Raw genomic sequence first — 15,525 nt, 5'->3', positions numbered from 1 at the left:
GCCGACCGCGGCCGGCTGCTGCACCACGACGGCCGCCGGGCCGCGCACTGGTGAGCGCCGCAGTGCTAAATGCCCCGCGCGGGGCGGCGGTGATCGCGCCGACCGCGCATGGTGCGAACCATTTCAACCTGCTGCGTCTGGCGGCGGCGATCGCCGTGCTGCTGTCGCATGGCGAGTTCCTCTACCGCTTGAGCATGCCCGTGCCCTTCGCCGGACACAGCCTCGGCTCGCTGGCGGTGTACTGCTTTTTCTTCATCAGCGGTTACCTCGTGTGCCAGAGCTGGGAGCGCGAGCCGGACATCGGCGTGTTCTGGGCCAAGCGCGTGGCGCGCATCTTTCCCGGGCTGGTGGTGGCGACCGCGTTCTCGGTGTTCGTGCTGGGCTGGGCCATGACGCAGCTGCCGACGGCGCAGTACTGGTCCGATGCCCGCACGTGGATCCATTTCCTCAACAACGCCGTGGGGATGGCCGTCGTGCAGGTGCTTCCGGGCGTGTTTGAGAACAACCCTTTCGCCCGGTCGGTGAACGGCTCGCTGTGGACGATCCGCTACGAGCTGTTGATGTACCTACTGCTGTCGATGGCGGGCGTGGCGGGATGGACGCGGCGGCGCTGGGTGTATCCCGTGGCTGCGCTGCTCATGGCGGTATCTTGGCAGTGGGCGCGGGTGGCCGGCTGGGATGCCTGGGTCGATGCCGGGCCGCGGTGGCTCACGGCGCTCTTCCACCTGTTCCATTGGGCGGAGGTGTCCGGGTTCGGCGTGGCGTTCCTGCTCGGCTGCACCTTCGCGGCCTACCGCGTGCGCAGCGGCCCGTGGCTGCTGGCGGTGGCCGTGCTGGGCGGCGCCTTGGCGTGGTTCACGCCGCAGGCGTGGAGCGTGCAGATCGGCGTGTGGGCCCTGGTGGCGGCCGGCATCTTCTGGGCCGCGCACGTGGGCGGTGGCCGCTCGGGCGGCTGGCTGCGCGAGGACCTGTCCTATGGCGTCTACATCTACGCCTTTCCGATCCAGCAGGCCGTGACGGAAATCAGCCTCAGGCGCGGCTGGAGCCTGGCGGTGTGCATCGCGGTGTCGCTCGCGCTGACGCTGGCCATGGCGGCGTTCTCGTGGTTCTGCATCGAAAAGCCCGGAGTGCGCTATGGGCGGCGCGTGGTGGAGCATTGGTCGCGCCGCCGCGGCCTGCGCATGCACGGCACGCCGGTGTAGCCGGCGCTGGCCGGCACCGCGAGGCGGACGCGCCGGGTTCGGCAAACGAATTTTCAAGGCCCCTTCAGAGCCATTTCTTTCGACGACGGAGACAAAAAGCATGCTGTTGAACCAAGACCAGGAAATGATCCGCGACGCGGTGCGCGACTTCGCCCAGCGCGAGCTTTGGCCGCACGCGGCCCGCTGGGACCGCGAGCACCACTTTCCCCGCGAGGCCCACCAGGGCCTGGCCGCGTTGGGCGCCTACGGCATCTGCGTGCCTGAAGAGGACGGCGGCGCGGGGCTCGACTACCTGACGCTCGCGCTGGTGCTGGAGGAGATCGCGGCCGGCGACGGCGGCACCAGCACGGCCATCAGCGTGACCAACTGCCCGGTGAACGCCATCCTCATGCGCTACGGCAACGCCGCGCAGAAGAAGGCCTGGCTCGCGCCGCTGGCGCAGGGCCGGATGCTGGGCGCGTTCTGCCTGACCGAGCCGCACGTGGGCTCGGACGCATCGGCCCTGCGCACGACGGCGGTGAAGGACGGCGACGGCTACGTGATCAACGGCGTCAAGCAGTTCATCACCAGCGGCAAGAACGGCCACGTGGCCATCGTCATCGCGGTCACCGACAAGGGCGCGGGCAAGAAGGGCATGAGCGCCTTCCTGGTGCCCACCGACTCGCCGGGCTACACCGTCGCGCGGCTGGAGGACAAGCTCGGCCAGCACAGCAGCGACACGGCACAGATCCAGTTCGACCAATGCCGCGTGCCGGCCGAGAACCTGATCGGTGCGGAGGGCGAGGGCTACAAGATCGCGCTCGGCGCGCTGGAGGGCGGGCGCATCGGCATCGCCGCGCAGAGCGTGGGCATGGCACGCAGCGCGTTCGAGGCCGCGCTGGCGTATTCGAAGGAGCGCGAGAGCTTCGGCACGCCCATCTTCAACCACCAGGCGGTGGGATTTCGGCTGGCCGACTGCGCCACGCAGATCGAGGCGGCGCGCCAGCTCATCTGGCACGCGGCGGCGCTGCGCGATGCCGGCCGGCCGTGCTTGAAAGAGGCCGCCATGGCCAAGCTCTTCGCCAGCGAGATGGCCGAGCGCGTGTGCAGCGCGGCGATCCAGACGCTGGGCGGCTACGGCGTGGTGAACGACTTTCCCGTGGAACGCATCTACCGCGATGTGCGCGTGTGCCAGATCTACGAAGGCACGAGCGACGTGCAGAAGATCATCATCCAGCGCGCACTGGCCTGAGTTTGATGGCGCGGTGGTGGTGCGGGTGCGGCCATCCTCGCGTGGGCTGACCGCGCCGTCAGGCGCGGCGGGGGATGGGTTTCCGGCGCTGTGAGGGGCGAGTGGTCCGGGCGTGCTATTCCTTCAAAGTCTAGAAGGACGGCCTGCATTTTTCGCTGGTTTGCCCAGTGCTTCGCCATGATGGGTTGGCGCGCGCGCAGATATCGGATGCTCTGAGAAGCCGGCAGGTCTTGGCGGCAGAAAGAGAGCCATGTTGCCGGAGAAATCATTTCGGATAGATCGAAACCCCGGCCTGGGATCGCAGCGCATGCACACCGACGTGGAGCCATCCCGGTCGGCATCGCCCTCTCCGTCAGTGCTGGATGCGCCAGCCGGACTGCGCAGCGCTGCCAGGCGCCCACCGGGCGCCCAAGAGCATGGCTCTCCCGTGCGCAGCCCGTTGCCACAGTCGCTGTTAGGCAAGGCGCAGGCAAGCACCAAGGCGTCTGCCGCAGCATCGGCGTTGCCTCTGCCTGCGGTGGTACGCCATACGGCCTTCGTTCCGCCACACGCCGGCATCCGTGGCGCGTCTGATCCCCTGCAGCGCGCTGCAGGCGCCCAGCGATCCGCGCGTGTGCCCCGAACGACACTGGGGCAATTGCTGGCTCAGGAGCGCCGGGAGGAGGCCGAGCAGGCGCGATTGGCACTGTTCAATGCCGGTGGCGCACTGAAGCGGTTGAAGGACCGCGCGGCCAGGATGCATCCGTCCACGATGGACCAGCGATGGCACGCCATCTTGAATGGAAAGCCCAAACCCATGGAGGGGAAACGCAAAGAGGCGTTCGAGGATCTGATTTGGGCGGACGTCGTGGCGCTTGGCGAGGCTGGCAATATCGAAAACTCACGCGCGATCGACGAGATGATCAACGCGTTGAAAAATGGCACCGCAGGCCCTTCCATCCTGGAGCAAGACCGGCAGATGCTGTTGGAAGTGCTTGAAGGATGGGCCGTCAACTGCCGATACGATGAGCTGAACCTGAAAATCACTCCCTATACGCGGCTGACCTTTACCGACGACCAGGTTCTTGAAAAACCCGAGAAGCTGGGATCGGGAAAGTTCAACACGGTGTTTTCGGTCAAGCTGACGGGGCCGGATGGCGTTCCGATCGACGCCATTTTCAAGCCGCTCCGCACGGACGAGCGTGGATGGGTGGCCATGGAAACCGGTATTCCGCCTGACGATCCACAGATCGCAATGCGCAACGTGGCCACGGTTGCCTATGTGAGAAAGCTCGGCATGCGCGTGGTGGCCGATACCCGCGTCGCGTTGATCGATACCGGACAAGGCCGTCAACTGGGTATGGTGATGGAGCGGGCCCGCGGCAAGTCGGCCGCCGACACTGATCCAAAACTTTTCAGGCAAGCGAACGTATGCGCGGAAGTGACCAAGCTGCAGCTGCTGGATCACCTCACGGGGCAAGGCGATCGCCATGCCGGCAACTATTTCATCAACATCGAACCGGACGGTCGTGCCAAGGTGACGGGGATCGATAACGATCAATGCTTCGGACACAAAATGACGGACCCGGCCGGAATCGAAAGAATCCGGAATGATCCCTCGCGCAAAGGGTTCCGCGGGACGGGGCTGCCTCCGGTGGTGGATACCGAAATGGAGCGATCGATTGGCGCGCTCACTGAAACCGACATCCGTTCGATGCTGGGAGACAAGTTGAGTGAGGCCGAGATCGACGCGGCGGTCCAGCGGCACGAAGGCGTCAAGCAGCATATTGCGCAACTGCGTTCCACCAACCGCGTGATCGATCCGGCCGAGTGGGGCGATGCGGGCGTGCAGCAACTCCTGAACAGCCAAAACAGCTACGTGGGGCGCGAGCGTGACCATGCGCTGTTAATCACCACCTGGTGAGGCATTGATCGCCAACGCATGGCCATCGAATTGCGAGTGGCTCATTGCCAATCGCTCTTCGTTTTTTCGCCTTTCGGCCGCGGGCTTCGCAGCAGCGTGCAGGCCCGTGTTGTTGTTCGGCATAGTCGCTCGGGCCGAACCATTCTGGCGGCAGAAAGAAAGCCATGTTGTCGAATATCGCTTCCCGGCTTGCCCGAGGCCTTATACACAATAAGCCCCGCACCTCCGCCGATGTACCGAAGCCTCCTGAGACGCCTTCGCCCCTCGCTTCGGAAAGTCCTGCGGGACTCCGGCATGCGCCCAAACGGCCCCAAGGATCGTTGGAGCAACTCTCACCCCTTCGCAGCCCGTTGCCCTCCCTGAACAGGCAGCCCAGCATTCGACTGCAAAGTGAGATTCAAGAGTTGTCTTCTGGCGCCAATCCATCGCAAGGGCCGGATGCGGCTCCGCCATCGCAGAAGGTTGGCCGTCCGAGACTGGGCGAACTTTTGAAGCAGGAGCTTCGGCAGGAAAAAATTGATCAAGCCGAAAAGGCCGAGCAAGACCGTCAGCAACGGCGTGCCGCACTGGAGCAACTGGTGCATTCGGCGCTGCCCGACGGGGGGCAGGCCATGAAACGGCTCAAGGAGCGCACAGTCAGAAAGCACCCGAAGACGGCGGCCCAGATATGGCATTCGATCCAGACCGGACTGCCCAAAACCATGAAGGACCAGCGCAGGTCGGCTTTCGAAACGTTGGTGCGCGCTGATCTGCGGGCGCTGGCATCCACTGGCCAGATTGCACCCAGGGCTGCGGTCGACCAATTGACCGAGGCGCTCGGCGAAGGCATCTTCGGCCAAGGCATCCTCAAAAGGGATCGAGCGCTTTTGCTGGAAATATTGGGTGACCTGTCCTTGGAAGGTCTCTACCGGCGGTGGAATCTGGCAATGACAGACGACACCAAGCCTGCCTTTACCGACGCAGACCTTCTGCAAGTGCCTAAACCGTTCGGCGCTGGAGAATTCACCCACGTCTATGAAGTCAAGCTCAAGGAAACCGACGGCGCGGTGCTGAATGCCCTCTTCAAGCCGATTCCGAGGGAGGATTGGTCTTATGCCGGTTGGGCGACCGGCATTCCGAGATATGACCCGCAGACCGTGATGCGCAATCTCGCCACCGTCGATTACGCCAGGAAGCTCGGGTTTCATGTGATTCCGGATACCCGCGTGGCACTGATCGACGTCGATAAAAAACCGTTTGATCCCTCCGTGGGCCTGCTCATGGAGCTGGCCCCGGGCGAGCCGGCCGAGCGCACGCCTGCGAGCGTTTTGGCCCGGGCAGATGTTCGCGCGGAAGTGACCAAGCTCCAGCTGCTCGACCACCTGACGGGGGAGGGGGACCGCCATGGTTTCAATTACTTCATCCATATCGACGCGGACGATCGGCCCACGGTCATGGGCATCGACAACGACCAGTGCTTTGGCGAGAAGTTGACCGATCCCGCCGGTGCCCGATGCGCCGATGACTCGCAGCACAGGTTCTTGCGGGGAGTCGGGCTGCCTCCCGTGGTGGATACCGACATGGAGCGCGCTATTGAGGCGATGACGGAGGACGACATCCATGCCATGCTCGGCAACAAATTGAACACCGCGGAAATTGCCGCCGCGCTTCAGCGGTACCGAGGCTTGAAAGCGCACATCGTTCAGTTGCGGGAGCAGAACTGGGTCATCGATCCGAAAGATTGGGAGACGCCGCAGGTGCAGGCGCTCATGACTCCGCAGAACAGCTATCTGGCACGCGATCTTCAACGAGTGGCAGGCGTTTGAGCCACGGGGCTCTGCGGCGGAAGGTCATGACATTTCGCGTGCCGACCTCGCGCTTCGCTGCAGCGAGTTCGTCCGGGGCCCTTGGCCGGCACACTCATTTGCACCGTTCCCTTTGACGGCAGAGAGAGAGTCGTTTTGCTGGATCACCTGTTTCGGACCGCTCGCAGTTCCGTGCCCAATGCGCCGCGCGTCGAGTCTGGCGGCGTGCCTCCCGCGCGTGCGCCGCATACTCCGGTGGCGCTGAAGGGGCCTGAAGGTCTCATGGGCGCGCCAAAGCGATTGCAGGGCGCTGGTGAGCAGTCTTCCCCCGTGCGCAGTCCGTTGCCACCGTCCGCACTGAACCGCCAACCGGTCATCGGCCGCTCGCAGACGGAGATCCAGCCCCATGTCTCCGACGGCCATACCTCGCCGACGCACGAGACCTCGCCTTCTCAGCCGGTACGACGCCAGACGCTGCGCCAACTGCTGGACGAGGCCCTGCGAGAAGAAAAGGCCGAGAAGGCGGAGCAGGCCCGGCAAGCCAAACAGGCCCGCCGTGCTGCGCTGGCGCAATGGGTGCACTCGGCATTGCCGGATGGCGGTCAGGCCATGAAACGATTGAAGGCGCGCGCGGCCAGAGAGCACCCGGCCACTTTGGCCGACAGGTTGCTTCTGATCCGCCATGGAACCCCCAAGCCGATGGAAGGCCCCCGGAAAACGGCGTTCGAGGCGCTGGTGCGTGACGACCTGTGGGCCATGGCCATGGCTGGTGGGGTCGATCCTTTGGTGGCGGTCGACAAGATGGCCGAGGCTTTGGATGAGGGGATACTCGGCCAAGGCATTTTGAAGAGCGATCTTGAATTGCTGACGCAAGTGCTGGACGACTTGGCCATCGACCGTTTGTACACGCGGCTGAACCTGAAAATGACGGACGACACCATGCCCGCGTTCACCAACGCGCAGGTGCTGGAGGCGCCTGTGGAACTGGGGGAGGGGCGAATCAGCAAGGTTTACGCAGTCAAGCTTGAGGACACCGATGGCTCTGAACTGGATGCCGTTTTCAAGCCGCTGAACTCCGAGGTGCCCGACGTGGAGGAGTGGAGTGCGGCTGCCAGACTGGCGGGCATATCGAGAGAAGATCCGCAGACGGCGATGCGCAACCTCGCAACCGTCGCCTACGCGAAGATGATCGGTTTTCATGTGGTCACCGACACGCGCGTGGCGTTGATCGACATCGGAGATGACCCGTTCAACCCTGCCTTGGGGCTGATCATGGAACGCGCCCGTGGTGAACCGGCTGAAGAGGTCGATGCGGAAGTGTTCAAGGAGGGCTCCGTGTGCGCGGAAGTGACGAAGCTCCAGTTGCTTGACCATCTGACCGGGGAGGCGGATCGCTACGACAAAAACTATTTTGTCGAGCTCGGCTCCGATGGCCGGGCCAAGGTCATGGGCATCGATAACGACACCAGCTTCGGCGCAGCACTGACTGATCCAGCCGGCGCCAAAGCGCCGCGGACCGACCCGAAAGGCGTCGCGATCGATCCGTCGCGCCTGGGGCTCCGCGGTACGGCGCTCCCCCCTGTGGTGGACACGGACATGGAAAGCGCAGTCCTTGCACTCACGGAGGAAGGCATTGTTTCGATCCTGGAAGACAAGCTGAACGATGCCGAGGTCGATGCCGCCATCCAGCGGTACCGAGGCGTCAGGCAGCACATGGTCGAATTGCGCGAGGCGGGGCGCGTCATCGCGCCGCACGAATGGGGCCGATCCGACATCCAGGAACTCTTCACCCCGGAAAACAGCTACCTGGGCCGCGATCGCGAACTTGCCTGGGTTGCCAGCCAACCATAGACATTGAACGACCCACATGAACCTCTCTGCCAACGAAGCCGAACGCGATACCGGCGCGCCCTCAGCCCTGACCCTCTTCGCTGATGAAGGACTGCCGTTTCCTCCCGTACCGGCAGCGCTGGCGAGCGCATTGCAGGTCCAGGGGCGGGCATGGTTCGCCACGCGTCCCGTGGCCTCGTCCCCTTACGATTTCCATTACTTCCTGGATGAAGTCGAAACGCAACCCGATGTGGCGGACTACGCCGTGGTGGGTTTCGACGGCCATGGCACCAACAGCTGGGCGGTGCATTTCTACCTGGTCGGCCAGGGGTTGGCGCTTTTCATCAAGCTTCCCTGGGGTGGGGCCTACCTGGAGCCCGAGCCCGCCCGCGCGCACATCACTGAAATGTTCGACTGGGCCGCTGCCTTGCTGTCGCACCTGCAACGTGCCGAATCGGCCGGCAAGATACCGCCGGGCATGCGGCTGCAGGTGGCGGCGAGCCGGTTTGATCACGCGGGTTGGCGCTGGGTGGCCGCAGGGCAGAACGCGGCCGAGACGCCGTGGAACCCGGCCGGCGGCATGAGAGCGGCCGTGCTTCAGGAGCTTGAGGCGGTGATCGCTGGCCGGGCATTGGCGGGTGGGTCGAATCCGCAGGGGCCGATGACTTAGTCGCTGGGCGCCGCCTTCCTTCGGCTGCCGGGCTGCCATTTCGCCACAGGCTGGATCGCGAGTGCCGTTGGCCGACACACTGCCCGGTGCCGTGCGTTTTGAACGGCGGAGGGAGTTGCCTTGCCAGACAGTCCGTTTCGGGTCACCCGGAGCCAAAACCCCGGCCCGTCGCGCATCGAGCCCGGCACCTTGCCAGCCAGGCCGGTTGCCTCTTCGTCCCGCGCACTGGAGGGGCCCTTGGGACCGGGCCTGGCACCTCGGCGGCATCAGGCCGTGGCAGGGCCGCTTTCGCCTGTGCGCAATTCGGCACCCCGCCCACTGACGGGCCCTTCGCCAGCAAGCACCAGACGATCGCCACCCGGCCTGCACACGCCAGACAGAGCCGGCCGGATGCGGTTGCTCGAATCGGCCCTGCCAAGCGGTGGTGGAACCCTGAAGCTTTTGAAGGAACGCGCGGCCAGGCAGCACCCGGCCACGCTGGCCGAGCGATTGAATGCACAACTCAAAGGCGCACCCGAAGCCTTGGATGTGCACAGCGATGCGGCATTCGCTGCATTGGTGCGCGCGGACGTGATGGCGATTGCCAAGGCCGGCGCGATGGAGCCCTCGTTGGCCGCCGACGCGCTGGGCGCCGCCATAGAGGAGGGCATGCTGGGCCAAGGCATCCTGCCTACGGACCGGCAGGCGCTGCTGGCCGCGCTGGACCAGTTGTCCATCCACCGCCTCTACCAAAAAATCAACCTGAAGGTCACGCCCGAGACGTCGCCCGCCTTCACCAACGTCCAGGTCCTGGAACCACCCAGGGCTTTCAGATCAGGGAGCTTTCACACCGTGTTCGGGGTCCGTCTCGCGAAGCTGGACGGTTCGGTGTTCGATGGCATCTTCAAGCCCCTCAAGGCCACGGAGAAGAACAATCCGACGACCGCAGGCACCGGCATTCCAGAGAGCGATCCGCAGACCGCGATGCGCAACATCGCGACGCTTGCCTATGCCAGAAAACTCGGTATGGACGTGATCGTGGACACGCAAGTGGCGTTGATCGACACCCGGCAAGCCCCTTCGGTTTCCAACCTCCAGTTGGGGTTGGTCATGGAGCGTGCCCCCGGCAAGCCAGCCTTGTACACCGACGTGCAGACGCTGGACCGCGCGGACGTGTGTGCGGAGGTGACCAAGCTCCAACTGCTCGACCACCTCACGGGGCAAACCGACCGCTACCATGAAAACTATTTCATCGATATCGGGCCGGACGGGCGGGTCAAGGTCACAGGGATCGACAACGACCAGTGCTTTGGCCAAAAGCTCACCGATCCCGCTGATATCCGGCCCCGGGCGGATGGCACCGCCCAAGCCCGGTTCCGGGGTGTGGGGCTGCCTCCAGTCGTGGATACCGACATGGAGCGTTCGATCCAGGCGCTCACGGAGGGCGATATCCGTTCGATGCTCGAAGACAAGTTGAACGAGGCTGAAATCAGCGCGGCGATACAGCGCCACCAGGGCGTCAAGGCGCACATTGCCCAGCTGCGCGAGATCGGCCGGGTGATCGACCCCGGACATTGGGGAGAGCCCGGCGTGAAGGAGCTGCTGACCGAGCACAACAGCTACATCGGGCGCGAGCGCCAGTGGGTGCCGTTCTATGCCGCGGGCCTGCAAAGCAGCTGGTGAGAGTTGTCGTGCAGGACGTGGGCTGGCGCCGGCGTAGCGGCCCGCTTCGCCCCCCGTGCTGGGGCTTCGCAACCCGGCGGCCTTCAGCGCGGGCTCATCCGCACACTTCCGGGTGCCATCCTGTGATTTGGGGTGGCAGAGAGAGTCGCCTTGCCAGAAAGCCCGTTCCGTATCAACCGGGGTTCCAACCCCGGTGCGCCGCGCGTCGACCTCGACGCCGTGCCCTCCACACCCGCTTCGCCTTCCCGCGGTGCGCTGCAGGGGCCTGTCGGGTTGGTGAGCGGCGCGCCTGCGCGGCCTTCGGGGCTGGCCGGGCAGCTTTCGCCCTTGCGCACTGCGTTACCCAAGGCCCCGGCTGAAAAACCGCCTTCAGCCGCTGCCTCGCCCGGCGCGGCGTCGCCTTCCCTGACGCCTTTTGTCACGGCGCCGTCCTCGCCCGCCCTCCATTCGAGGCATTCCAGCAGCGAGATCCAGCCAGAGCCAGCCACCGGCCCCGTGCCGCGTTCGACCTTGGGTGCGCTGTTCGAGCAGGCGCGCCTGCAAGAAAAAACCGAACGCAACCAGCTCTTGCATTCGTCCTTGCCCCATGGGGGCGCAGCGATGAAGCGGCTGAAGGACCGGGCGGCCCGAAAAAACCCGAACACGATGGCCGAAAAATGGCGCGCGCGCCTGAACGGATCGCCAAAACCCATGGAAGGCCAGCGCAGAGCGGCGTTCGTGGCCCTGGTGCGTGCCGATGCGATGGCGGTGGCCAGGGTCGGTCAGCTCGATGCCCGTTTGGCCGTGGACCGGATGCGCGGGGCGGTCGAGGATGGGGTTTGGGGCCAGGACGTCTTGAAGGAAGACCGAGCATTGCTGCTGGATGTCCTGGGCCAGTTGGCGGACCCGGCCGATCATCTCTACCGGCAGCTGAATCTGAAGATCACGCCCGACACCCAGCTGGCCTACACGGACACCAAGGTGCTGGAAAAGCCCACGCCTCTCACGTCGGGCAGCTTCGCTTCCGTCTTCGCGCTCAAGGTCGAGAACGCCGATGGCGTTGCGCAAGACAGTGTTTTCAAGCCGCTGAAGGCAACGGAAGAGGGCTGGGTGGGCAAGTGGTCCGGCATCCCCATGGACGATCCGCAAGTGGCAATCCGCAACATCGCGACCCTGTCCTGCGCGAAGAAGCTCGGCCTCGATGTGATCGCGGACACCCGGTTGGCACTGCTCGACACCGGACGGGGCCCATTGGACCCCGATCTCGGCCTGCTCATGGAGCGCGCACCCGGCAAGCAGGCGCGCAACGCCGATGCCGACTGGTTCAAAAATCCGGTGGTCTTCGCGGAGGTCACCAAGCTGCAGTTGCTGGACCACCTGACGGGCCAGGTCGATCGCCATGACAACAACTACTTCATCGACGTCGGACCGAACGGGGACGTCAAGGTCACGGGCATCGACAACGATCAGTGCTTCGGCAAGGACCTGCTCAGTCCGTCCGATATCCGGCCGATCGGTGGCCTGCCGTTCCATGGCACTGCGCTGCCCCCCGTGATCGATACCGGGATGGCGAGAATGCTGGATGTCCTTGGGGACGATGAACTGCACGCGATGCTGGACAACCAACTGAGCGACGACGAGGTCGATGCCACGGTCTCTCGCCTGCACGGCCTCAGGCTGCATGTCGAGCACCTGAAGAGTCAGGGCCTGGTCATCGAGCCTGCCCAATGGGCTGATCCGGCGATGCAGGCGCACTTCACCGCGCAAAACAGCTACATCGGCCGCGAGCGCACCAAGCACCAGGTCTTCTAGCCCTCCACCTGGCGCACCGGTTTGGCGCCCGATGCTAAACGCCGCCCCTGGTTCAGAGGTCGGCCGGCAACGGTCCCGCATTCAGCAGCCGGGGCGTGGCCGCGCCATGGAACAGCCGGGCGGGCACGTCGCCCACCAGGGTGCGCGCATCGCCCCGCACCCGCACGCCCGTGCCTTCGGGCAGGCCCAGCACCGGGGTGCCGGGGTTGAGCGCGCAGAACTCCTGCAGGCGCTCCTGCCGCGTCTCGCCGCGGTGGCCGGGCGGATGGGCCTCTGTGTAGTGCGCGTTGATCTGCCACGGCACCAGGCCCATCGCGTCCAGCCCGCCGGGATCGGTGATGGGCATGTCATTGGTGGTGCGGATGGTGGGGCAGGCGATGTTGGAGCCCGCGCTCCATCCCAGGTACGACGCATCGCTCGAGCGCACGCGCTCGGCCATGGCCGTCAGCAGGCCCTGGCGGCGCAGGTGGCCGAGCAGCGCGAAAGTGTTGCCGCCTCCCACCACGATGCGGCGCGCACCCTGCACGGCGGCCAGCGGATCGGCCGCCTGGTGCACCGACCGCACGTTCAGGCCCAGCGGCCGCAGGGCCTGCGCCACCAGCGCCTCGTAGTCGTCCCAGCCGCGCGTGACGCCGGCGAACGGAATGAAGAGTGCCTCGCCGGTATCCGCGCCGCCGGGGCCGGAGGGCAGCGCGGCCCAGTCGCGGACCCAGTCCAGCGCATGGGTGAGATAGCCTGCGTCGCTGCTGGAGTTGCTCAGGAGCAGAAGATTCATGGGGGGTGTTCCGATGGGGTCCAGGGTGTGCGGGGTGGTGGGAGACGAGGGAGCCAGCCAGTGACCTGGGCAGGATAGTGCTATTGAATTTATAGCTATATGCCCTAGAAGATATTGTGCTGGAGGCCTATTTTGTCATGATCCCGTGCCCCGCTGGCGCAGCACCACGGTGATCTGGCCGTTGGTCTCGATGGTGGCCCGCTCCACCTCGTGCAGGTGCAGGCTGCCCCCGGCGCGCAGCGCGGCGGCGAGGTCCTCGGTGGAGATCAGTTCCTTGCGCATCAGCGCGGCGTTCACCTGGCCGCGCTGCACCAGCACCTCCGGCTTGCCGTCCACCAGGTGCGCCAGGGGCGGGAAGTGGAAGGTCAGCTGGGCCAGCAGCACATGGCAGGCGATGAGGGTCAGGGCCGAGATGAGCCCGCCCACCAGGGAGTTGTCGCCCGCGTTCATCGAGTTCTGCACCGCGTTCGACAGGACCAGCAGCAGCACCAAGTCGAACGGCGCGGTCTGCCCGGTCTGGCGCTTGCCGGTCAGGCGCAGGAAGACCAGCAGGAAGAGGTACACGATCACCCCGCGAACGATGAATTCCCACCACGGCACGCTCATTGCCAACATGGCCATTCTCCAGTTGCGCCCGACATGGGCGGGGTGCAGTGTGCCATCTGCAAGAATGCGCCCCTCGGGCCCGGGCCGGGCCGCTTTCTTGCTTTCCGTTTTTGCAGCAAAGGACCGCCATGCAGCGTCGCACCTTCCACCACCGCGCAGGCGCCGGGGCCCTGGCCCTGGGGCTGCTGGCCGCCCGCGGCCAAGCGCTGGCGTTGTCGCTGGGCGACCTGTCCGGTGCCGATGCCGCCAGCGGCGTGAAAGCCGCGCTGGCGCAGGGCGCGCAGGCCGCCGTGTCCCTGCTCGGGCGGCCCGACGGCTTTCTGGGCAACCCGCAGGTGCGCATCGCGCTGCCGGGGCGCCTGGAAAAAGCCGCGGAGCTGATGCGCCGCTTCGGCCAGGGTCGCCGCATCGACGAACTGGTGACCTCCATGAACCGTGCGGCCGAGCAGGCCGTTCCCTTGGGCCGCGACCTGCTGGTGGGCGCGGTGCAGACGATGACCGTGACCGATGCCAAGGGCATCCTGGCCGGTGGCGAAACCTCGGTGACCGAGTTCTTCGCGCGCAGGACCCGGGCGCCACTGGGCGAGCGCTTCCTGCCCGTGGTGAACCGCGCCATCGAGCAGGTGGGGCTCACGCAGCAGTACAACGCCTTCGCCAGCAAGGCTGCGGGGTTCGGCCTGATCCGGCAGGAAGATGCCAACCTGTCGCAGTACGTCACGGGCAAGACCCTGGACGGCCTGTACCTCATGATCGGCGAGGAGGAAAAGAAGATCCGCCAGGACCCGGTCGGCTCGGGCAGCGCCATCCTGCGCAAGGTGTTCGGGGCGTTGAAATGACGCAATCCCAGCCGGTGAGCCCGGCCACCCCACGACCGCCCGCCCCGCCCGAGGGCCTTGCCGCGTGCCCCTGCGGCCGTTCCTCCGGCCCCTCGCCGCAGCACCGGCCCTTGCCCTATGCCGACTGCTGCGGCCGCTACATCGACCACTTCGACACCACCCCCGCACCCGATGCGGAAAGCCTCATGCGCTCGCGCTACACCGCCTTCGTGCGCGAGCAGGCGCCCTACCTGCTGGCCACCTGGGAGGCCGCGCACCGGCCCGCGCAGGTGGCGTTCGATCCGGGCGTGCGCTGGCTGGGCCTGCAAGTGCGTGCGCACCGCCACCTGGATGGCGAGCGCGCCGAGGTCGAGTTCGTCGCCCGCCAGCGCATGCCCGGCGGCCGTGCCCACCGCCTGCATGAACTGAGCCGCTTCGTGCGGCAGGACGGGCGCTGGTTCTACGTGGACGGCGACCTCCGCTAGGCGCTGCCGCATGCCCGATCCCTCCGGCGGCGCGGTGACGCCCGTTTCCGCATCCGTATCCGCAGTCCCCGATGTGCTGGGCCCGCCGGCATCCCGGGCCGGCGGGATCCAGGAGGCCGGCGGGCAGGCGCTGGACCTGGCCGTGCGCCGCCGGCTGCTGCAGTCGCTGGCCTCGCGAGGCTCCTCGGAGATCGCCGCGGTGGTCATCCCCGGCGTGCTGGTGGGGTTCTACGGCCGCTTCGCGCCGCCCGGTCCGCTGATCGTCTGGTGGGTGCTCTTCGGGGTCGTGGCCCTGGGGTTGCTGCGGCTGCGCCGCGGCCTGCAGCGCGACGCCGCGCTGCCCGATGCGGTGGCCGTGCCCAAATGGGAGCGCATCTTCCAGTGGCTGTCCCTGGGGACGGGGCTGATGTGGACGCTGCCTGTCTTTCTCACGATGTCCGCGGCCCCGCTCGAATTCCGGCTCTTCCTGTACATGGTGCTGTGCGCGGTCATCGCGTCGGCCACGACGTTCCTCGCCCCGGTGCCGGTCATCTTCTGGCGCTATTTCGCGGCCAGCTACCTGCCGCCCACGCTGGCGATCTACTGGTACTTCCCGCAGCGCTGGCACTACCTGCTGCCGCTGATGCTGCTGTACGGCGCCGTGCTGTGCCGCCATGCCTGGGGATCGCGCCGCTTCGTGGTGCAGCAGGTGGAGATGGAGCGCCAGCGCGCGCGGCTGGCAGAGCAGTACCGCGCCGCCAAGGAGGCCGCCGAGCGCGCGCTGGAGGAAAA

At 66.0% G+C, this 15,525-nt stretch carries 12 protein-coding genes and 1 pseudogene; 11 read left to right on the top strand and 2 right to left on the bottom strand.

Features of this window, described 5'->3' with window-relative positions; all coding sequences use genetic code 11:
- The 8 genes from AC27IQ_RS10775 to AC27IQ_RS10740 all read left to right on the top strand — a co-directional run.
- The coding region (locus AC27IQ_RS10775) for an acyltransferase family protein (protein WP_487089459.1) at nt 1-1,202 on the top strand (1,202 nt) is incomplete at its 5' end.
- A gap of 100 nt (nt 1,203-1,302) precedes the next feature.
- Complete coding sequence (locus AC27IQ_RS10770; protein ID WP_272565347.1) at nt 1,303-2,433, top strand: acyl-CoA dehydrogenase family protein; 1,131 nt, start codon at nt 1,303-1,305, stop codon at nt 2,431-2,433.
- 307 nt (nt 2,434-2,740) lie between these two features.
- A complete protein-coding gene (locus tag AC27IQ_RS10765) occupies nt 2,741-4,336 on the top strand; it encodes a hypothetical protein (RefSeq protein ID WP_487089458.1) in 1,596 nt (531 codons plus the stop codon).
- Between the two features lie 350 nt (nt 4,337-4,686).
- Nucleotides 4,687-6,141, top strand: a complete 1,455-nt coding sequence (locus AC27IQ_RS10760; RefSeq protein ID WP_487089457.1) for a hypothetical protein — start codon at nt 4,687-4,689, stop codon at nt 6,139-6,141.
- Between the two features lie 135 nt (nt 6,142-6,276).
- A complete protein-coding gene (locus AC27IQ_RS10755; RefSeq protein ID WP_487089456.1) occupies nt 6,277-7,971 on the top strand; it encodes a hypothetical protein in 1,695 nt (564 codons plus the stop codon).
- A 16-nt stretch (nt 7,972-7,987) separates the two neighbouring features.
- Nucleotides 7,988-8,620, top strand: coding sequence for a hypothetical protein (locus AC27IQ_RS10750; protein WP_487089455.1), 633 nt, complete (start codon nt 7,988-7,990; stop codon nt 8,618-8,620).
- Between the two features lie 390 nt (nt 8,621-9,010).
- Complete coding sequence (locus AC27IQ_RS10745) at nt 9,011-10,282, top strand: hypothetical protein (RefSeq protein ID WP_487089454.1); 1,272 nt, start codon at nt 9,011-9,013, stop codon at nt 10,280-10,282.
- Nucleotides 10,283-10,432: 150 nt separating this feature from the next.
- Complete coding sequence (locus AC27IQ_RS10740; RefSeq protein ID WP_487089453.1) at nt 10,433-12,073, top strand: HipA domain-containing protein; 1,641 nt, start codon at nt 10,433-10,435, stop codon at nt 12,071-12,073.
- A 52-nt stretch (nt 12,074-12,125) separates the two neighbouring features.
- Here the strand turns inward: AC27IQ_RS10740 and pepE are convergent, their stop codons facing one another.
- Together pepE and AC27IQ_RS10730 are read right to left on the bottom strand one after the other, a co-directional pair.
- A complete protein-coding gene (pepE, locus tag AC27IQ_RS10735) occupies nt 12,126-12,848 on the bottom strand; it encodes a dipeptidase PepE (protein ID WP_487089452.1) in 723 nt (240 codons plus the stop codon).
- Between the two features lie 135 nt (nt 12,849-12,983).
- A complete protein-coding gene (locus AC27IQ_RS10730) occupies nt 12,984-13,463 on the bottom strand; it encodes a DUF421 domain-containing protein (RefSeq protein ID WP_487089451.1) in 480 nt (159 codons plus the stop codon).
- A gap of 119 nt (nt 13,464-13,582) precedes the next feature.
- Here AC27IQ_RS10730 and AC27IQ_RS10725 point away from each other — a divergent pair, with 119 nt between their 5' ends.
- The 3 genes and pseudogenes from AC27IQ_RS10725 to AC27IQ_RS10715 all read left to right on the top strand — a co-directional run.
- Complete coding sequence (locus AC27IQ_RS10725) at nt 13,583-14,290, top strand: DUF4197 domain-containing protein (protein WP_487089450.1); 708 nt, start codon at nt 13,583-13,585, stop codon at nt 14,288-14,290.
- Complete coding sequence (locus tag AC27IQ_RS10720) at nt 14,287-14,754, top strand: YchJ family protein (protein ID WP_487089449.1); 468 nt, start codon at nt 14,287-14,289, stop codon at nt 14,752-14,754. The genes AC27IQ_RS10725 and AC27IQ_RS10720 overlap by 4 nt, the downstream gene beginning before the upstream one ends.
- 10 nt (nt 14,755-14,764) lie before the next feature.
- Nucleotides 14,765-15,525 (top strand): annotated as a pseudogene (locus tag AC27IQ_RS10715) (ATP-binding response regulator); the annotation flags it as partial.

This window comes from Acidovorax sp. KPB24-07 (assembly GCF_057543315.1).
This window is presented reverse-complemented; position numbering and strand designations above follow the sequence as displayed.